This window comes from Amaricoccus sp., from assembly GCF_036846665.1.
Classification (GTDB): Bacteria; Pseudomonadota; Alphaproteobacteria; order Rhodobacterales; family Rhodobacteraceae; genus Amaricoccus.
Window position 1 is genome coordinate 1 of record NZ_DAIUBO010000085.1, and the last position, 15090, is coordinate 15090.

Genomic DNA, 15090 nt, shown 5'->3' on the forward strand with positions numbered 1-15090 from the left:
GGTTCTTCACCGCGCGCAGGATGCGGAACTGGTGGCCGCGCTCGCCCTCGAAATAGAGCACGGTGTCGACCATGTGCTCGACCACGCGGGGGCCGGCGATCTGGCCCTCCTTGGTGACGTGGCCGACCAGGATGACAGCGGTGCCGCGGCGCTTGGCGAAGGTGACGAGCTCGTGGGCCGAGGCCCGGACCTGCGCCACCGAGCCCGGCGCGCTGTCGACGTGGTCCGACCACATGGTCTGGATCGAGTCGATCACCGCGAGATCCGGGCGCTCGGCCTCCAGCGTGGTGAGGATGTCGCGCAGGTTGGTCTCTGCGGCGAGCCGGAGCGGCGCGTCGGCGAGCCCCAGCCGCGCGGCGCGCATCCGGATCTGCGCCGCCGCCTCCTCGCCCGAGACATAGATCGAGGCCGCGCCCGAGCGCGCGAACTGCGCGGTGGCCTGGAGGAGCAGCGTCGACTTGCCGATGCCCGGGTCGCCGCCCACGAGCACGGCCGAGGCCGGGACCAGCCCGCCGCCCAGCACCCGGTCGAGCTCGCCGATGCCGCTCAGCCGGCGCTCGAGCGGGGCGTCGGCCGCCGCCAGATCGCTCAGTTCGATCCGCCGGCCGCGACCGGTCCCGAGCGCGCGGCCCGCCGGACCGGCGGCGCCGTCCGCCTCCTCGGCGATGGAGTTCCAGGCGCCGCAGGCGTCGCAACGTCCGGCCCATTTGGCATGGGTCGCGCCGCATTCGGTGCAGGTAAAGGCGGGGCGGCGGGTCATTGCGCGCTTGGTCCGGCTGCGAGAGTCACGCAACCCCTCTGACAGAAAGCGCCGCGCTCCGCCATGCCCCGGCATCCGACACCCCTTGCGTGTGGTGAGGAATGGGGATATCCGTCGCCCGATATGTTATATCATAACATATCGGGCGACGGACCATACCCGCCGTCGATCGGAACGGAAGCAGGAGGGACACGAAGGTGACAATCAGACATATCGGCGCGCTCGCGCTCGGATCGGTGCTGCTTTTCGGCGCACCGGCGCTGGCGGAGACCGGCGCGGAGGCGGGCGGGACGGGCGCACACAGCCACGAGCACGGCCAGGCGCAGGACGACGTCTACAGGGGATATTTCGAGGATGCCCAGGTTGCGGACCGGGCGCTGTCGGATTGGGAGGGCGACTGGCAGTCGGTCTATCCCTATCTGATGGACGGGAGCCTCGACGGCGTCATGGAGCACAAGGCCGAGCATGGCGACAGGACCGCCGCCGAGTACCGCGCCTACTACGAGAAGGGTTACGCGACCGACGTCGAGCGCATCGTCATCGACGGAGACACGGTCGCCTTCTACCGGGGCGGCGAAGCGGTCGAGGGCCAATATGCCGCGGACGGCTACGAGATCCTGACCTACGAAGCGGGCAACCGGGGGGTCCGCTTCGTCTTCGGGAAGACCGGCGGCGACGAGGCCGCACCGGCGTTCATCCAGTTCAGCGACCATCGGATCGCGCCGGAGAAGGCCCGCCATTTTCACCTCTATTGGGGCGACGACCGCGCGGCGCTTCTCCGGGAACTGACCAACTGGCCGACCTATTATCCGGCGGCGCTGAGCGCGGAAGAGATCGTCCGCGAGATGGAAGCGCACTGACAGGCCTCCCTCGGCGGGCGCCGGGTCGGGCACCCGCCCTTTCCGCGTCGGGGGGCGGTCATCGGACGGTCTCGATCGGACCTTCCGCGCGGCCGTGGATGAATTGCTGCAGATAGGGGTCGCCGCTCGTCTCCATGCCCGCCACCGGCCCCTGCCAGCGGATCACACCGCCGTGCAGCATGGCGACCTCGTCGGCGACGCTGTGCACGGTGGTCATGTCGTGGGTGATGGTGATGGCGGTTGCGCCCATCTCGGTGACGAGCTCGCGGATCAGCTCGTTGATCACCCCGGCCATGATCGGGTCGAGGCCCGACGTCGGCTCGTCGAAGAAGATCACCTCCGGGTCGGTGGCGATGGCGCGGGCGAGGCCCACGCGCTTCTGCATGCCGCCCGAGAGCTCGGCGGGATAGAGGTCGGCCGTCTCCGGGCCGAGTCCGACGCGCCGGAGCTTCCCGATGGCGAGATCGCGGGCGTCGCGGCGGGACATCGGCTGGCGGCCGTGGCGCAGGCGGAAAGCGACGTTGTGCCAGACCGGCAGGCTGTCGAAGAGCGCGCCGCCCTGGAAGAGCATGCCGAAATGGCGCAGGAAGGCGCGGCGGTCGATCTTCTCGATCTCCGTGCCGTCGATGCGGATGCTTCCCCTGTCCGCCCGCTCGATGCCGAGGATGCATTTCAGCGTGACCGACTTGCCGGTGCCCGAGCCGCCGATGATCACGAGGCTCCGGCCCGGCGCCACCGAAAGCGACACGCCGGCCAGAACCGTCTTCTCGCCGAAGGTCTTCCAGACGTCCTGAAGCGCGATCTTCGGCGTCGGCGCCATCAAAAGAAGGCTTCCGTCAGCAGGTAATTGGCCGCGAGGATCAGGATCGAGGCGGAGACGACGGCATTGGTCGTCGCCTGGCCGACCCCGCGCGCGCCGCGGCCCGAGTTGTAGCCGTGGTAGCAGCCCATCAGCGCCAGCAGGAAGCCGAAGACCGCCGCCTTGACCAGGCCGGAGGTCACGTCGGCGGGTTCGAGGAAATCGAGCGTGTTCTTGATATAGGCGCCGGGATCGAAGCCGAGCCGGCCGATGCCGACGAGATAGCCGCCGAGCACGCCGATGATGTCGCCGATGGCCACCAGTACCGGCAGCGCCAGGGTCGCCGCAACGACGCGCGGCACGATCAGATACTTGAAGGGATTGGTCGAAAGCGTCGTCAGCGCGTCGATCTGCTCGGTCACGCGCATGGTGCCGAGCTCCGCGGCGATGGAGGAGGAGACGCGGCCGGCGACCATCAGCCCGCCGAGCACGGGCCCGAGTTCGCGCACGATGCCGATGGCCACGATCGAGGGCACCACCGTCTCGGCGCTGAACCGCACGCCGCCGGCATAGATCTGCAGCGCCAGCGCGGCGCCGGTGAAGAGCGTCGTCATGCCCACGACCGGCAGCGAGAAATAGCCGATGCGCAGCAGCTGATGCCCGAGTTCCACGGGATAGAAGGGCGGGCGCAGCACGTGGGAGAGCGTCTCGGCGGTGAAGATCGCCAGCCGCCCGACCACCCCGAGCAGGCCCAGGGTCGACCGGCCGATCGAGGCGAGGAAGAGCGGAACGAAGGCTAGGGGGTTCATTCAGGGTCCGGGACGGGCGCGGACGACTTGTAGACGCGTTCGTAGCGGGCGCCAAGGCTGGTCAGGATCTCGTAGCCGATCGTGCCGGCCGCCGCCGCCAGATGGTTGACGGTCTGGTGCTCGTTGAGGATCTCGAGCCGCTCCGGCACTTCCGGCAGGTCGGTCACGTCGACGGTCAGGAGATCCATCGAGACGCGGCCGATCATCGGGCAGGCATGCCGCCCCGCGAAGAGTCGGACCTCGCCGAAGCCCAGGTTGCGCAGCAGCCCGTCGGCATAGCCGGCCGCGAGCGTGGCCACCCGCGTGGGGCGCTCGGCGCGCCAGGCGCCGCCGTAGCCGACGACCTCGCCCGGGCCCACGTCGCGCACTTGGATCACCGGCAGCGCGAGGCGGAGCACGGGCCGCGCCGCCGCGAAGGGATGGCCGCCGTAAAGACCGACGCCGGCCCGGGTCAGCTCGAAGTGGAAATCCGGGCCGAGCAGGATGCCGCCGGTGGCCGCGAGGCTCCGGCGCGCCGTCGGCACCGCGCGGGCGATTGCGGCGAAGGCTTCGTGCTGCACCGCGTTGAGGGGATGGCCGGGCGCATCGGCGCAGGCGAGATGGCTGAAGACCAGCGTCGGCCGGATCGCCTGGAGGAGGGAGGCGACATCGGCCAGCTCCGCGGCTTCGAGGCCAAGGCGGTTCATGCCGCTGTCGATCTGGATCGCAGCCTCGGCTCCCGGAAATTCTCGTACAAATTCACGAATTTGCGAGGCGCTATTCAGGCATGGGATCAGATCGTGCTCGCGCAGGAGCGGCGCATCGCCCGGCATCGGGCCGGAGAGGATGAAGATCTCGGGGCCGCTGCCGATCGCGCGTCGCAGCGCCACGCCCTCTTCCGCCAGCGCGACGAAGAAGCTGCGCACGCCGGCGGCCCGCAGCGCCGGACCGACCCGATCCGCGCCGAGCCCGTAGGCATCGGCCTTGAGCACGGCGGCCGTCGCCACATGCGCCGGCGAGAGCGCGTCGAGCGCGCGCCAGTTCGCGGTGATCGCGTCGAGATCGATCGTGAGCAGGGCGCGCGCTATGGTGGCTCTCCTCGAAGGACCGCCGCAACTGACCCGACAAGCGGCTGCGGGTCAAGTCTACCGAACTGGCCGTAGCCGTCCGGCGCAATGCGTGTATGGTCGCGGACGAATCCGGAGGCGAGGCGGCCATGAGCATGACCGACGAGATCGAAAAGGAACCGGAAGCGCAGGCGGACACGCTGTCGCGCGAGACGGTGGAGACGATTCTCGCCGCCGTCGAGGCGGGCGACCACGACGCGCTGCTCGATGCGCTGGAGCCGCTGCACGCGGCCGACATCGCCGACCTACTCGAACAGATCAGCCGCAGCGAGCGCCGGGCGCTGATCACGCTCTGGGGCGTCAAGCTCGACGGCGCCGTGCTCTCGGAGCTCGAAGAGGGCGTGCGCGACGAGATCCTCGCCGAGCTGCCCGACGCGATCCTCGCCGCGGCGGTGCAGGATCTGGAAACCGACGACGTCGTCTATCTCACCGAGGACATGGACGAGCCGCAGCAGGAACGCATCCTGCGCGCGCTCGATGCCGCCGATCGCGTGGCGGTGGAGCAGTCGCTGCAATACGAGGAGGACAGCGCCGGCCGCCTGATGCAGCGCGAGGTGGTGGTCGCCCCGGAGCACTGGACCGTCGGCGATTCGATCGACTTCATGCGTGCCGAGGAATGGCTGCCGGACAGTTTCTACGACCTCATCATCGTCGATCCGCAGATGCATCCCACGGGCATCGTCTCGCTCGGCCGGCTGATGGGATCGGGTCGCGCGACGAAGCTCAAGGATCTGATGAACGAGGATTTCCGCACCCTGCGGGTCGACCAGCCGCAGGACGACGTCGCCTATGTCTTCAACAAGTACCACCTGATCTCGGCGCCTGTGGTCGACGAGAACGGCCGCCTGGTCGGCGTGATCACCATCGACGATGCGATGGAGGTGCTGGAGGAGGAGACCGAGCAGGACATGCGGCTGCTCGCCGGCGTCGGCGACGAGGAGCTTTCCGACGGGGTCGCGGTGATCGCGCGCTCGCGCTTCGTCTGGCTCACGGTCAATCTCGGCACGGCGATCCTCGCCTCGGCGGTGATCGCGATGTTCACCTCGACGATCGAGGCGGTGGTGGCGCTGGCGGTGCTCATGCCGATCGTGGCCTCCATGGGCGGCAACGCCGGGACGCAGACGCTCACCGTCGCGGTTCGGGCGCTGGCCACGCGCAACCTGACCTCCTCCAACATGGGGCGCTTCATCGGGCGCGAGGGCTTCGTCGGCCTGATCAACGGGCTGGGCTTCGCCCTGCTGATCGGGCTTCTCGCCGGGCTCTTCTATGCGGATGCGACGCTCGGGCTGGTGATCGGCGTCGCCATGATCGGCAACATGGTGGTCGCGGGCTTCGCCGGGGTACTTGTGCCGATCGCCCTCGACCGGCTCGGTGCCGATCCCGCCCTCGCCTCGGGCACCTTCGTGACCACGATCACCGATGTCTTCGGCTTCTTCGCCTTCCTCGGCCTCGCGGGTGCGATGCTGCTGTGAAATGCGCCGCGTCACGCCTGCTCGAAGCGCCCGCTCGTATGGCAAAAAAACAACGCAATAACAGAATGTTACGCTAGGTCCCACTGCGGGACGCCATCCCGGGCCGGCGCATCGAAACGATCGGGCGGGGTGCCAATGAATGGCGCGCAGCGGATCTGCGACGGCGGCAACAGCATGCGCCGCGGCCTGCAGGTCAGGCGACGAAGACCGCGATCCAGACGGCCGCGAGCGCCAGGCAGGCGAGTGCGACCGGCAGGCCAGCCCGCGCGAATTCGCCGAATCCGATCGGGACGCCCTGCTTCGCCGCCTGCTCGACCACGATGATCCCGGCGAGGCTGCCGAAGACGATCAGGTTGCTCGAGAAGCCGGTCCCGAGCGCGAGCGCGGCCCCGAGGGCCTCGGGGTCGCCGCCCGCATGCAGGAAGGGCACGAGCAGCATCACCGCGGGATTGTTGCCCACCACGTTGCTCAGCGCCGAGACCACCAGGAGCAGCGGCAGCGGCGCGTGCAGATCGATCCCCGCGCCGCGCAGCCCGGCGAGAACCTGCTGCGGCAGCCCGGTCGCGGCCATCGCGGCATTGACCACGAAGAGGCCCATCAGCATCAGCAGCAGGTTGCCGTCCACATGCCCGAGCATGTCGGTCGAGGCGATCCTGCGGTTGACGAGCAGGAGGCTCGCCCCGGTCAGCGCGATCAGCTCCCGCGGCCAGTCGCTCAGCACGAAGGCGGCGACCACGCCGAGCGTCACCGCGGCGGCCTTCGCGGTCTCGACGCGGTCGAAGGTGGCGGGCGGGAGCGGCGCCGCGCTGCCGCGCGGCTCCTCCAGCTGCCACCGGCCGCGATAGAGGAACGCGAGCACCGCCCAGACGACCGGCAGCGACAGGACCGCCGGCACGAGGGCCGCGCGCAGATAGCCGTTGAAGGAAAGCCCGAGCCCCTGTGCCGCGATCATGTTCTGCGGGCTGCCGATGATCGTGGCGGCCGAGCCGGTATTGGCGGCGAAGCAGAAGGCGAGCAGGAACGGCACCGGGTTGAGCCCGCGCGCCAGGGTGATCGAGACGAGCAGCGGCGTCATGGCGACCACGACGACATCGTTGGTGAGAAGCGCCGAGAGCCCGCCGGAAACGAGGACGAGGATCGCGAGCAGCGCCGGCGGGCTGACCTCGAGCGCGCCCACCCGCCGGGCCGTCCAGTCGTAGAACCCGGAAACGGCGAAGGCCGAGGAGACCACCATCAGCCCGAAGAGCATTCCGATGGTCCGGTAGTCGATCGCCATCCAGGCGTCGGCGGGCGTGATCCGTCCCGCCGCCATCAGCACCAGCGCCCCGACGATCGCCGCCCCCGTGCGGTCGACGTTGAAGCCCGGCAGATGCCCCAGTCCCATCGCGAGATAGACGAGCAGGAAGACGAGGAGGGTCAGGTCCAAGGGCGGCCCTCCCGGCCCGGGGCGCGGACGGGCGCCAAGCTCAGCCCCGGCCCGTTCCCGCGGGCTCGCCCGAGGGGCGCGCGACCGTCGAATGGTGCTTGCCGCGCATCCTGCCGAAATCGACCGTCGGCTCCAGGTCGAGATCCCCGCGCGCGGTGACGGCCTGCGAGCGAACGCGCCTGCAGCCCGCGCCTTGGTCGGACCGACGCCTGCGCCCGGCGATGCTCCCTTGGCGGCAAGGCGCGACGATGGGCTTCCTGCGATGGTCCATGCGCTCCTCGCGGCAAGGGGCCGGCTTCAGAAGAACGCCTGCAGCCCGGTCTGGGCCCGGCCGAGGATCAGCGCGTGGATGTCGTGGGTGCCCTCGTAGGTGTTCACCGCCTCGAGGTTCATCACGTGCCGGATGACGCCGTATTCGTCCGAGATGCCGTTGCCGCCGTGCATGTCGCGGGAGATCCGCGCGATGTCGAGCGCCTTGCCGCAATTGTTGCGCTTGCAGAGGCTGATCAGCTCCGGCGCGGCGCGGCCCTCGTCGAAGAGGCGGCCGAGGCGGAGCGCGCCCTGCAGTCCGAGCGCGATCTCGGTCTGCATGTCGGCGAGCTTGCGCTGGACGAGCTGCGTCTGGGCCAGCGGCCGGCCGAACTGCCTGCGGTCGAGCGTATAGGCCCGCGCCGCATGCCAGCAGAATTCGGCGGCGCCCATGACGCCCCAGGCGATGCCGTAGCGGGCGCGGTTTAGGCAGCCGAAGGGGCCGGCGAGGCCTTCGGCATGGGGCAGCAGGCCGCTCTCGGGGACGAAGACCTCCTCCATGACGATCATGCCGGTGGTCGAGGCGCGCAGGGAGAACTTCCCTTCGATCTTCGGTGTTTGCAGGCCCTTCATGCCGCGTTCGAGAATGAAGCCGCGGATCCTGCCGCCGTGGGATTCGGATTTCGCCCAGACGATCAGCACGTCGGCGACGGGCGCGTTGGTGATCCAGGTTTTGGTGCCGGTGAGGACATAGCCGCCGTCCGCGGGACGGGCGCGGGTGGTCATGGCGCCGGGGTCGGAGCCGGCGTCGGGCTCGGTCAGGCCGAAGGCGCCGATCGAGGTGCCGCCGGCGAGCCCGGGCAGATAGCGGGCGCGCTGCTCGTCGGTGCCATAGGCGAAGATCGGGTGCATCACCAGCGACGACTGGACCGACATGGCCGAGCGATAGCCGCTGTCGACGCGCTCGATCTCCCGCGCGATCAGGCCATAGGCGACATAGCCGGCGCCGGCGCCGCCGAATTCCTCGGGGATCGTGGCACCGAGCAGGCCCATTTCCCCCAGTTCCGTCATGATGTCGCGGTCGAACCTTTCCGTCCGGTTCGCCTCCCTCACCCGGCTCGCCAGCCGGTCCTGGGCATAGGCGCGGGCGGCGTCGCGGATCATGCGCTCCTCGGCGGTGAGTTGGTCCTCCAGGGCGAAGGGGTCGTTCCAGGCGAAGGCGGTCGGCCTGGCGCGGGCGGTTTCGGGCGCGTTCGTCTCGGGCATCTAGGCCTCCGGGGTCGGCGGCGAGCCTAGGCCGGGAGGTGGCGCCCGGCAAGCGCGACGGCGCCGCGGGCCGATGCACGCGCCAGGCAGGGGAGGGGTTTCGGAAGGGCCGCGAGGGGGCCGGGTCCCGGCCGCCGGCGGGATGCGCATTGCATGGCGACCCGCGGCGCGGCACTGTGGCGAAAACCGGAGGGAAGATCTTGATCTGCGTGTTCGTCCAGCTGCGTTGCAGCCCCGGCCGCACCTACGAGGTGGCCGATGCGATCTATGACCGGGAATTCGTCTCGGAGCTCTATTCGACCTCCGGCGAATACGACCTCCTGATGAAGGTCTATATCCCCGAGGGCCAGGACATCGGCCATTTCGTCAACGAGCGCATCCGCGACATCCCGCATGTGGACCGCAGCCTGACCACGCTGACCTTCAAGGCCTTCTGATGATCGCCGACTGGGATGACGCCTATGCCAACGGCGCGCACATCCCCGGCGGCGCGGACTGGCCCGACCTCGAGGCGCCGCGGCGCTATCGGGCGGCCTTCGCGCCGGGCCGCCTGCGAGAGGGCATCGCCTACGGCCGCCATCCACGCGACCGGATCGACCTCTTCCTGCCCGAGGGCCGGCCCGAGGGGCTCGTGATCTTCGTGCATGGCGGCTATTGGTGCGAGTTCGACCGCGGCGCCTGGTCGCACTACGCCGCGGGTGCGCTGGCGCGCGGCTGGGCGGTGGCGATGCCGGGATATGCCCTGGCGCCGGAGGTGCGGATCGCCGCGATCACCCGCAGCATCGGGGCGGCGGTCCTGCGGGCGGCCGATCTGGTCGCGGGGCCGATCGTGCTGGCAGGGCATTCGGCAGGCGGGCATCTGGTGACGCGGCAGGTCTGCGCCGACAGCAGCCTGACCGGCGAGGTGCTGGAGCGGCTCCGGCGGGTGGTCTCGATCAGCGGCCTGCACGACCTGCGGCCGCTGCTGGCGACGAAGCTGAACTCGGCGCTCCGGCTTGACCGGGCGCAGGCGGCGGCGGAGAGCCCGGCGCTGCTCTGGCCCTTGCCGGGCGTGTCGGTGCATGCCTGGGTCGGCGACGCGGAGCGGCCGGAATTCGTGCGGCAGACGACGCTGCTCGCCAATGTCTGGACCGGGCTCGGGGCCGAGATGGCGCAGACGATCGCGGCCGGGCACCATCATTTCAGCGTGATCGATCCGCTGACCGATCCGGAGTCGGATCTGGTCGCGGCGCTGCTCGGAGACTGAGGGGCGAGGGATGCGGAGCGAGGCACGGGTCGTCGTCATCGGGGGTGGGGTGGTCGGGTGCTCGGTGCTCTACCATCTGGCACGTGCCGGCTGGAGCGACGTGATGCTGATCGAGCGCTCGGAGCTGACCAGCGGCTCGTCCTGGCATGCGGCGGGCGGGTTCCATACCCTGAACGGCGATCCCAACGTGGCCAAGCTGCAGGCCTATACCGTCTCGCTCTACCGCGAGTTGGAGGAATTGTCGGGTCAGTCCTGCGGGCTGCACCTGACCGGCGGCGTGATGATGGCCGACAGCGCCGAGCGCATGGACTTCCTGCGGCTCACCCATGCCAAGGGCCGCTGCCTCGGCATGGAAACCGAGATCATCACGCCCTCGGAAGCCCGGGCGATGTTCCCGCTGATGGACGAGACGAACTTCGTCGGCGCGCTCTGGGATCCGGTGGAGGGCCATCTCGATCCCTCGGGCACGACCCATGCCTACGCGAAGGCGGCGCAGAAGCTGGGCGCGGAGATCGTGCTGCGCAACCGCGTGGTCGAGCTGACGCAAGCCTCCGACGGCATGTGGAACGTGGTCACCGAGGCCGGAACCCTGCGCGCCGAGCATGTGGTGAACGCCGGTGGCTTGTGGGCGCGCGAGGTCGGGCGCATGGCGGGGCTCGAATTGCCGGTGCTCGCCATGGAGCACATGTACCTGCTGACCGAGCCGATGCCGGAGGTGGTGGAATACAACCGCACCACCGGGCGCGAGCTGGTGGGCGTGATCGACTTCAAGGGCGAGATCTACACCCGCCAGGAGCGCGACGGCATCCTGCTCGGCACCTACGAGAAGGCGGCGGTGCCCTGGTCGCCGCTGGCGACGCCCTGGGACTTCGGCCACGAGCTGCTGGCGCCCGATCTCGACCGCATCGCGCCGAGCCTCGAGGTCGGGTTCCGGCATTTCCCGGCGCTGGAGAACGCCGGCATCAAGCAGGTGATCAACGGCCCCTTCACCTTCGCCCCCGACGGCAACCCGCTGGTCGGGCCGGTGCAGGGGCTGACCAACTTCTGGACCGCCTGCGCGGTGATGGCGGGCTTCAGCCAGGGCGGCGGGGTGGGCCTCGCGCTGGCGAACTGGATGACCGAGGGCGATCCCGGCCACGACGTCTTCGGCATGGACGTGGCGCGGTTCGGCGACTGGACCACCCTGCGCTACACCAACGCCAAGGTGCGGGAGAACTACTCGCGGCGCTTCTCGATCCGCTTCCCCAACGAGGAGTTGCCGGCGGCGCGCCCCGCCCAGACGACGCCGCTCTACGACGTGATGACGCGCGACAACAATGCGGTCATGGGCGTGACCTGGGGGCTGGAGGTGCCGCTCTGGTTCGCGCCGCAGGGCGAGGCGCCGCGGGACGAGCTTTCCTTCCACCGGTCCAACGATTTCAGCCAAGTGGCGGCGGAGGTTCGTGCGGTGCGCGAGCGTGTCGGCGTGACCGAGATCGCCAATTTCGCCAAATACGTTGTGACCGGGCCGGGAGCGGAGGCCTGGCTCAACCATCTGCTGACCAACTCGATGCCGCGGGTCGGACGGCTGGCGCTGAGCCCGATGCTGAACGAGGCCGGCAAGCTGATCGGCGATTTCACCGTGGCGCATTCGGGCCCCGACCGCTTCGTGATCTGGGGGTCCTCGGGGGCGCAGATCTACCACATGCGCTGGTTCGAGCGACATCTGCCGGAGGACGGGTCGGCGCGGATCGAGCGGCTGGGACAGCGGCTGATGGGGCTGATGATCGCCGGGCCGCGGTCGCGCGAGCTGCTGGCGGCGCTGGTGGACGCGGATGTCTCGGGGGCAGCGTTCCGCTTCATGGATCACCGCGCCATGGACGTGGCCGGCTGCCCGGCGCTGGTCAACCGGATCAGCTATACCGGGGATCTGGGCTACGAGATCTGGGTGGAGCCCTGCTACCTGCGGACGCTCTACATGGCGGTGAAGGCGGCGGGCGCGCCGCTCGGGCTGGCGGATTTCGGGATGCGGGCGCTGCTCTCCATGCGGCTGGAGAAGAACTGGCCCACATGGTTCGCCGAGCTTCGGCCGATCTACGGCGCCGAGGAGGGGGCGATGGAGCGCTTCGTCGACCTGCGCAAGCCCGGGTTCATCGGGCGCGCGGCGGCGGCGCGGGAGCGGGAGGCGGGGCCGCGGCTGCGGCGGGTCAGCCTCGTGATCGACACCGTGGACGCCGACGTGATGGCCGACGAGCCGGTCTGGGCCCGGGTGGCCGAGGATTTCGGCAGTATCGCGCCGCCGCACGGCTATGGCGCGCCGCGCTTCGATGCGAGCGGTGCTGCGACGCCAAAGCCCGACGGACGGGTGGACGGCGACTGGCGGGTGGTGGGCTGGGTGACCTCGGGCGGCTACGGGCATCACGTCGGGCTGTCGCTGGCGCAGGGCTATGTGCCGGCGGCGCTGGCGGGGCGTACCGAGCCGGGGCTCTTCGAGGTGGAGATCCTCGGGCGGCGCCGGCCGGCGCTGATCGCGCTCGAGCCGCCCTTCGATCCGGAGGGCGCGCGGATGCGGGGGTGAGGCCCGGCAGCGGGCAGGGGAGGCGAGCGTGGGAGGAACCGAAGCCGAGGCGATCGCCGAGCGGGACTATATCGACGCGCAATGCGATTCGACCGCATGGAAGGCGTTCCGCTTCCGTGACGGCGACATCGTCGTGGCCTCGCCGGCCAAGGCCGGCACGACCTGGACGCTGGCGATCCTGGTGCAGCTGATCCACGGCGCGCCCGAGGCGCCGCGGGTCGGCAACATCTGCCGCTGGATCGACTTCACCCTTTACCGTGAGGGCAGGATGGAGGCGGTCGAGGCGCAGACGCATCGCCGGGTGATGAAGTCGCATCTTCCGGCCTATGCCCTGCCGATCTCGCCGCGTGCGAAATACATCTACGTGGCGCGGGACGGGCGGGACGTGGCCTGGAGCGAGCACAACCATCTCTTCAAGTCGGAGGACGCGCTCTTCGACGCCCTGAACGCGGTGCGCCCCGCGGGGACGCCGGAGATCCGCCGGCCTTCGGCGGACGTGCACGAATATTATCGCGCCTGGATGGCGGGGCGGAGCAGCATGGGGCAGTTCTGGGAGCACGTTCGCAGCTGGTGGCCGCTGAGGCACCGGGAGAACGTCTATCTGCTGAACTACCAGAACCTGACGGATGATCTGGAGGGCCGGATGGCGGCGCTCGCGGCCTGGCTCGGGATCGCGCTCGACGAGGGGACCATGGCGCGGGCGGTGCGGCATGCGGGCTTTGCGCATATGAAGGCCAGGGCCGATGCGATGTTTCCCGAGATGCCCATGGTGGGCGGTGCCCGGAGCTTCATCAACCGCGGCAGCAACGGGCGCTGGCGCGAGGTGCTGAGCCCGGCGGAGGTCGCCGAATACGAGGCGCGCGCGATCGAGGAACTCGGACCCGATTGTGCGCGCTGGCTGGCGACCGGCCGGTTCTGAGGCAATCTCCGTCCGATCGGCTTCGGACCGCTGACATCGCACTTGTCCCGGCGCGGCGACCGATCTCGTGCCCTGGGGGCGCCGGCCGGGGGCGTTTCACGATGATACGCTATTTAACCAATTGATATTGAATGCATTCTCTCTAGACAGGCCGGATGACGGCCTCGCTCCGGCGCGCGGCGGACCGCCTCGAAATTGCCGTTTCGGACCGGTCGTCGTCCGATCCGTCCGACCGGAGATCGGATGGGACCGTTCATTGTCGCAACGCTCGGGAGGCACGGGCGGGCGCAGCCCTCATCTCGCTGCGAGGTGGCGGTCCCGGGAACGGCGGGTTTCGGAGGCGATCTTCCCGACCCGAGGCCCGGATCGGCCCCGAGGCCGCCGGCGGATGCGAGGAAGGCGGCGATCTCGGCCAGGCGCAAGGGCAAGCCTGCGGGGGATCCGGTTGCGATCCCGGTCGTCGCCTCGCGCACCGGGGTGAAGCCGCTTCGGCGGCGGGCGCGCTGGCATTTTCTGCTGCGCCCGCGGCGGGGTTCGGTCTAGATTTCCACCCGAGGACGCGTTGCGCGGGGAGTGACGATGCGGGTGGCGGGCGGGATTGCGGTGGGGCTGGCCCTGTTTCTGGCGGCGAATTGCGCCGGGACGGGCGGGACGGGCAGCGGCGATCCGGCAGCGATCGGCGCCTCGGTGCTCGCGGCCGATCCCGGGGCGGCCACGACGCTGGCCGCCGAATTCGAGACCCTGGCCTTCGGCGGATCCGGGAGACTGGCGCGCCTGGCCGCGCCGGTGATCGTCAATGTCGCGCCCTCGACGGCGGAGGCGAGTTCGCGCGAGACGGCGCTGGTTGCCGGGCTGGTCGACAGCCTGAGCGGCGGGGCCGGGATCGCGGTGGCGCTCTCGGACGAGAGCATGTTCACCGCGCTCGATGCCGGCCGGGCGCGCTCGGCCTTCCTCGTGACCTTCATCGAGCCCGATGCCATCCCCTCGCTCGCGGCGCAACTCGTCGGGACGGGAATCTCGGCATCGCTCGTGGCGGGGCTCACTTCCTCGCTGAGCGGATCCGGCTGCGCGGCGCTGGAATTCGCCGCGGGCGGGCGGCCGGGGGTGATCCTGATCAATGTCGACACCGCGCTCGACGCCGCTCGTCAGACCCGGTGCGTGGCGCGCGAATTCGCCTCCAACCTCGGGCTGCCGGGCAGGCTGGACCGGCCGGGCAGCGTCTTCGGCCCGTCGGTGCCGGCCGCGGGATTCGCCGCCCGCGACCTGGTGCTGCTGCGGATGCTCCACGATCCGCGGCTCCGGAACGGCATGGGCGCGGCCGAGGCGCGGCCGCTGCTGCCGGCCGTGGCGGCGGCGGCGCTGGCGCCCTAGGTTTTTCATCCCACGGTTTGATGGTGCGATCCTTTCTCGGGAATGGATGGGAGCACTATGGGACAGGTTCGTCACGGGAGCGCCCCCAGGCGGGCGATGCCCTCATTTTGCTGCGGGACGGTCGTACCGGGAACATTGGCTCGAAATGTGGTCACCACGGCGCCGCCGGCGGGCGGGGTTGCGCAGGCCGCACACCTGCCTGTATCCCGGCGCGCAATCCGGCGGGGCCCGCCGGGAAGCCTTTTGGAGG

13 protein-coding genes are annotated in these 15090 nt (G+C 70.1%); 7 read left to right on the forward strand and 6 right to left on the reverse strand.

The features are described from left to right. Nucleotides 1–760 (reverse strand): DNA repair protein RadA (locus V7050_RS10130; protein WP_324367278.1); only part of this gene is annotated, 760 nt, incomplete at its 3' end. Nucleotides 761–957: 197 nt separating this feature from the next. On the opposite strand from V7050_RS10130, the gene V7050_RS10135 reads away from it, so the two are divergent. After that, on the forward strand, nucleotides 958–1620 hold the full coding sequence (locus V7050_RS10135) for a ZinT family metal-binding protein (protein ID WP_442885398.1): 663 nt from the start codon (nucleotides 958–960) through the stop codon (nucleotides 1618–1620). 58 nt (nucleotides 1621–1678) lie between these two features. Here the strand turns inward: V7050_RS10135 and V7050_RS10140 are convergent, their stop codons facing one another. Genes V7050_RS10140 through alr form a run of 3 tightly spaced genes read right to left on the reverse strand, consistent with a single transcriptional unit; the run spans nucleotide 1679 to nucleotide 4295 of the window. Continuing rightward, on the reverse strand, nucleotides 1679–2440 hold the full coding sequence (locus V7050_RS10140; protein WP_324367280.1) for an ABC transporter ATP-binding protein: 762 nt from the start codon (nucleotides 2438–2440) through the stop codon (nucleotides 1679–1681). Beyond that, a complete protein-coding gene (locus V7050_RS10145) occupies nucleotides 2440–3228 on the reverse strand; it encodes an MlaE family ABC transporter permease (protein WP_324367282.1) in 789 nt (262 codons plus the stop codon). Before V7050_RS10145 ends, V7050_RS10140 begins: the two co-directional genes overlap by 1 nt. Then, nucleotides 3225–4295: an alanine racemase gene (gene alr / locus V7050_RS10150; RefSeq protein WP_324367304.1), complete on the reverse strand. Its 1071-nt coding sequence runs from the start codon at nucleotides 4293–4295 to the stop codon at nucleotides 3225–3227. Before alr ends, V7050_RS10145 begins: the two co-directional genes overlap by 4 nt. Nucleotides 4296–4423: 128 nt before the next feature. On the opposite strand from alr, the gene mgtE reads away from it, so the two are divergent. Then, nucleotides 4424–5806, forward strand: coding sequence for a magnesium transporter (gene mgtE, locus V7050_RS10155; RefSeq protein WP_442885395.1), 1383 nt, complete (start codon nucleotides 4424–4426; stop codon nucleotides 5804–5806). A gap of 193 nt (nucleotides 5807–5999) precedes the next feature. Here the strand turns inward: mgtE and V7050_RS10160 are convergent, their stop codons facing one another. Together V7050_RS10160 and V7050_RS10165 are read right to left on the reverse strand one after the other, a co-directional pair. Then, on the reverse strand, nucleotides 6000–7232 hold the full coding sequence (locus V7050_RS10160) for an SLC13 family permease (protein ID WP_324367284.1): 1233 nt from the start codon (nucleotides 7230–7232) through the stop codon (nucleotides 6000–6002). A 297-nt stretch (nucleotides 7233–7529) separates the two neighbouring features. After that, nucleotides 7530–8747 carry an acyl-CoA dehydrogenase gene (locus V7050_RS10165; protein WP_324367286.1) on the reverse strand — a complete coding sequence of 406 codons (1218 nt, stop codon included), beginning with the start codon at nucleotides 8745–8747 and terminating at the stop codon, nucleotides 7530–7532. A 200-nt stretch (nucleotides 8748–8947) separates the two neighbouring features. Here V7050_RS10165 and V7050_RS10170 point away from each other — a divergent pair, with 200 nt between their 5' ends. From V7050_RS10170 to V7050_RS10190, 5 genes are all read left to right on the forward strand, one after another. Next, nucleotides 8948–9184 carry an Lrp/AsnC family transcriptional regulator gene (locus tag V7050_RS10170; RefSeq protein ID WP_324367288.1) on the forward strand — a complete coding sequence of 79 codons (237 nt, stop codon included), beginning with the start codon at nucleotides 8948–8950 and terminating at the stop codon, nucleotides 9182–9184. Further along, nucleotides 9184–9993, forward strand: coding sequence for an alpha/beta hydrolase (locus tag V7050_RS10175; RefSeq protein ID WP_324367290.1), 810 nt, complete (start codon nucleotides 9184–9186; stop codon nucleotides 9991–9993). The genes V7050_RS10170 and V7050_RS10175 overlap by 1 nt, the downstream gene beginning before the upstream one ends. A 10-nt stretch (nucleotides 9994–10003) precedes the next feature. Further along, nucleotides 10004–12550 (forward strand): GcvT family protein, encoded by a 2547-nt coding sequence (locus V7050_RS10180; RefSeq protein WP_324367292.1) that lies wholly within the window; start codon nucleotides 10004–10006, stop codon nucleotides 12548–12550. A 28-nt stretch (nucleotides 12551–12578) separates the two neighbouring features. Beyond that, on the forward strand, nucleotides 12579–13469 hold the full coding sequence (locus tag V7050_RS10185; RefSeq protein WP_324367295.1) for a sulfotransferase domain-containing protein: 891 nt from the start codon (nucleotides 12579–12581) through the stop codon (nucleotides 13467–13469). Nucleotides 13470–14048: 579 nt separating this feature from the next. Further along, a complete protein-coding gene (locus tag V7050_RS10190) occupies nucleotides 14049–14840 on the forward strand; it encodes a DUF2927 domain-containing protein (RefSeq protein WP_324374283.1) in 792 nt (263 codons plus the stop codon). Nucleotides 14841–15090 lie beyond the last annotated feature (250 nt).

Excerpts from the sequence above, each read along its gene's own strand:
- V7050_RS10145 (WP_324367282.1), bottom strand. The coding sequence starts at position 3,228 with ATGAACCCCCTAGCCTTCGTTCCGCTCTTCCTCGCCTCGATCGGCCGG.
- V7050_RS10175 (WP_324367290.1), top strand. The coding sequence starts at position 9,184 with ATGATCGCCGACTGGGATGACGCCTATGCCAACGGCGCGCACATCCCC.
- V7050_RS10140 (WP_324367280.1), bottom strand. The coding sequence starts at position 2,440 with ATGGCGCCGACGCCGAAGATCGCGCTTCAGGACGTCTGGAAGACCTTC.
- V7050_RS10180 (WP_324367292.1), top strand. The coding sequence starts at position 10,004 with ATGCGGAGCGAGGCACGGGTCGTCGTCATCGGGGGTGGGGTGGTCGGG.
- V7050_RS10165 (WP_324367286.1), bottom strand. The coding sequence starts at position 8,747 with ATGCCCGAGACGAACGCGCCCGAAACCGCCCGCGCCAGGCCGACCGCC.
- mgtE (WP_442885395.1), top strand. The coding sequence starts at position 4,424 with ATGAGCATGACCGACGAGATCGAAAAGGAACCGGAAGCGCAGGCGGAC.
- V7050_RS10190 (WP_324374283.1), top strand. The coding sequence starts at position 14,049 with ATGCGGGTGGCGGGCGGGATTGCGGTGGGGCTGGCCCTGTTTCTGGCG.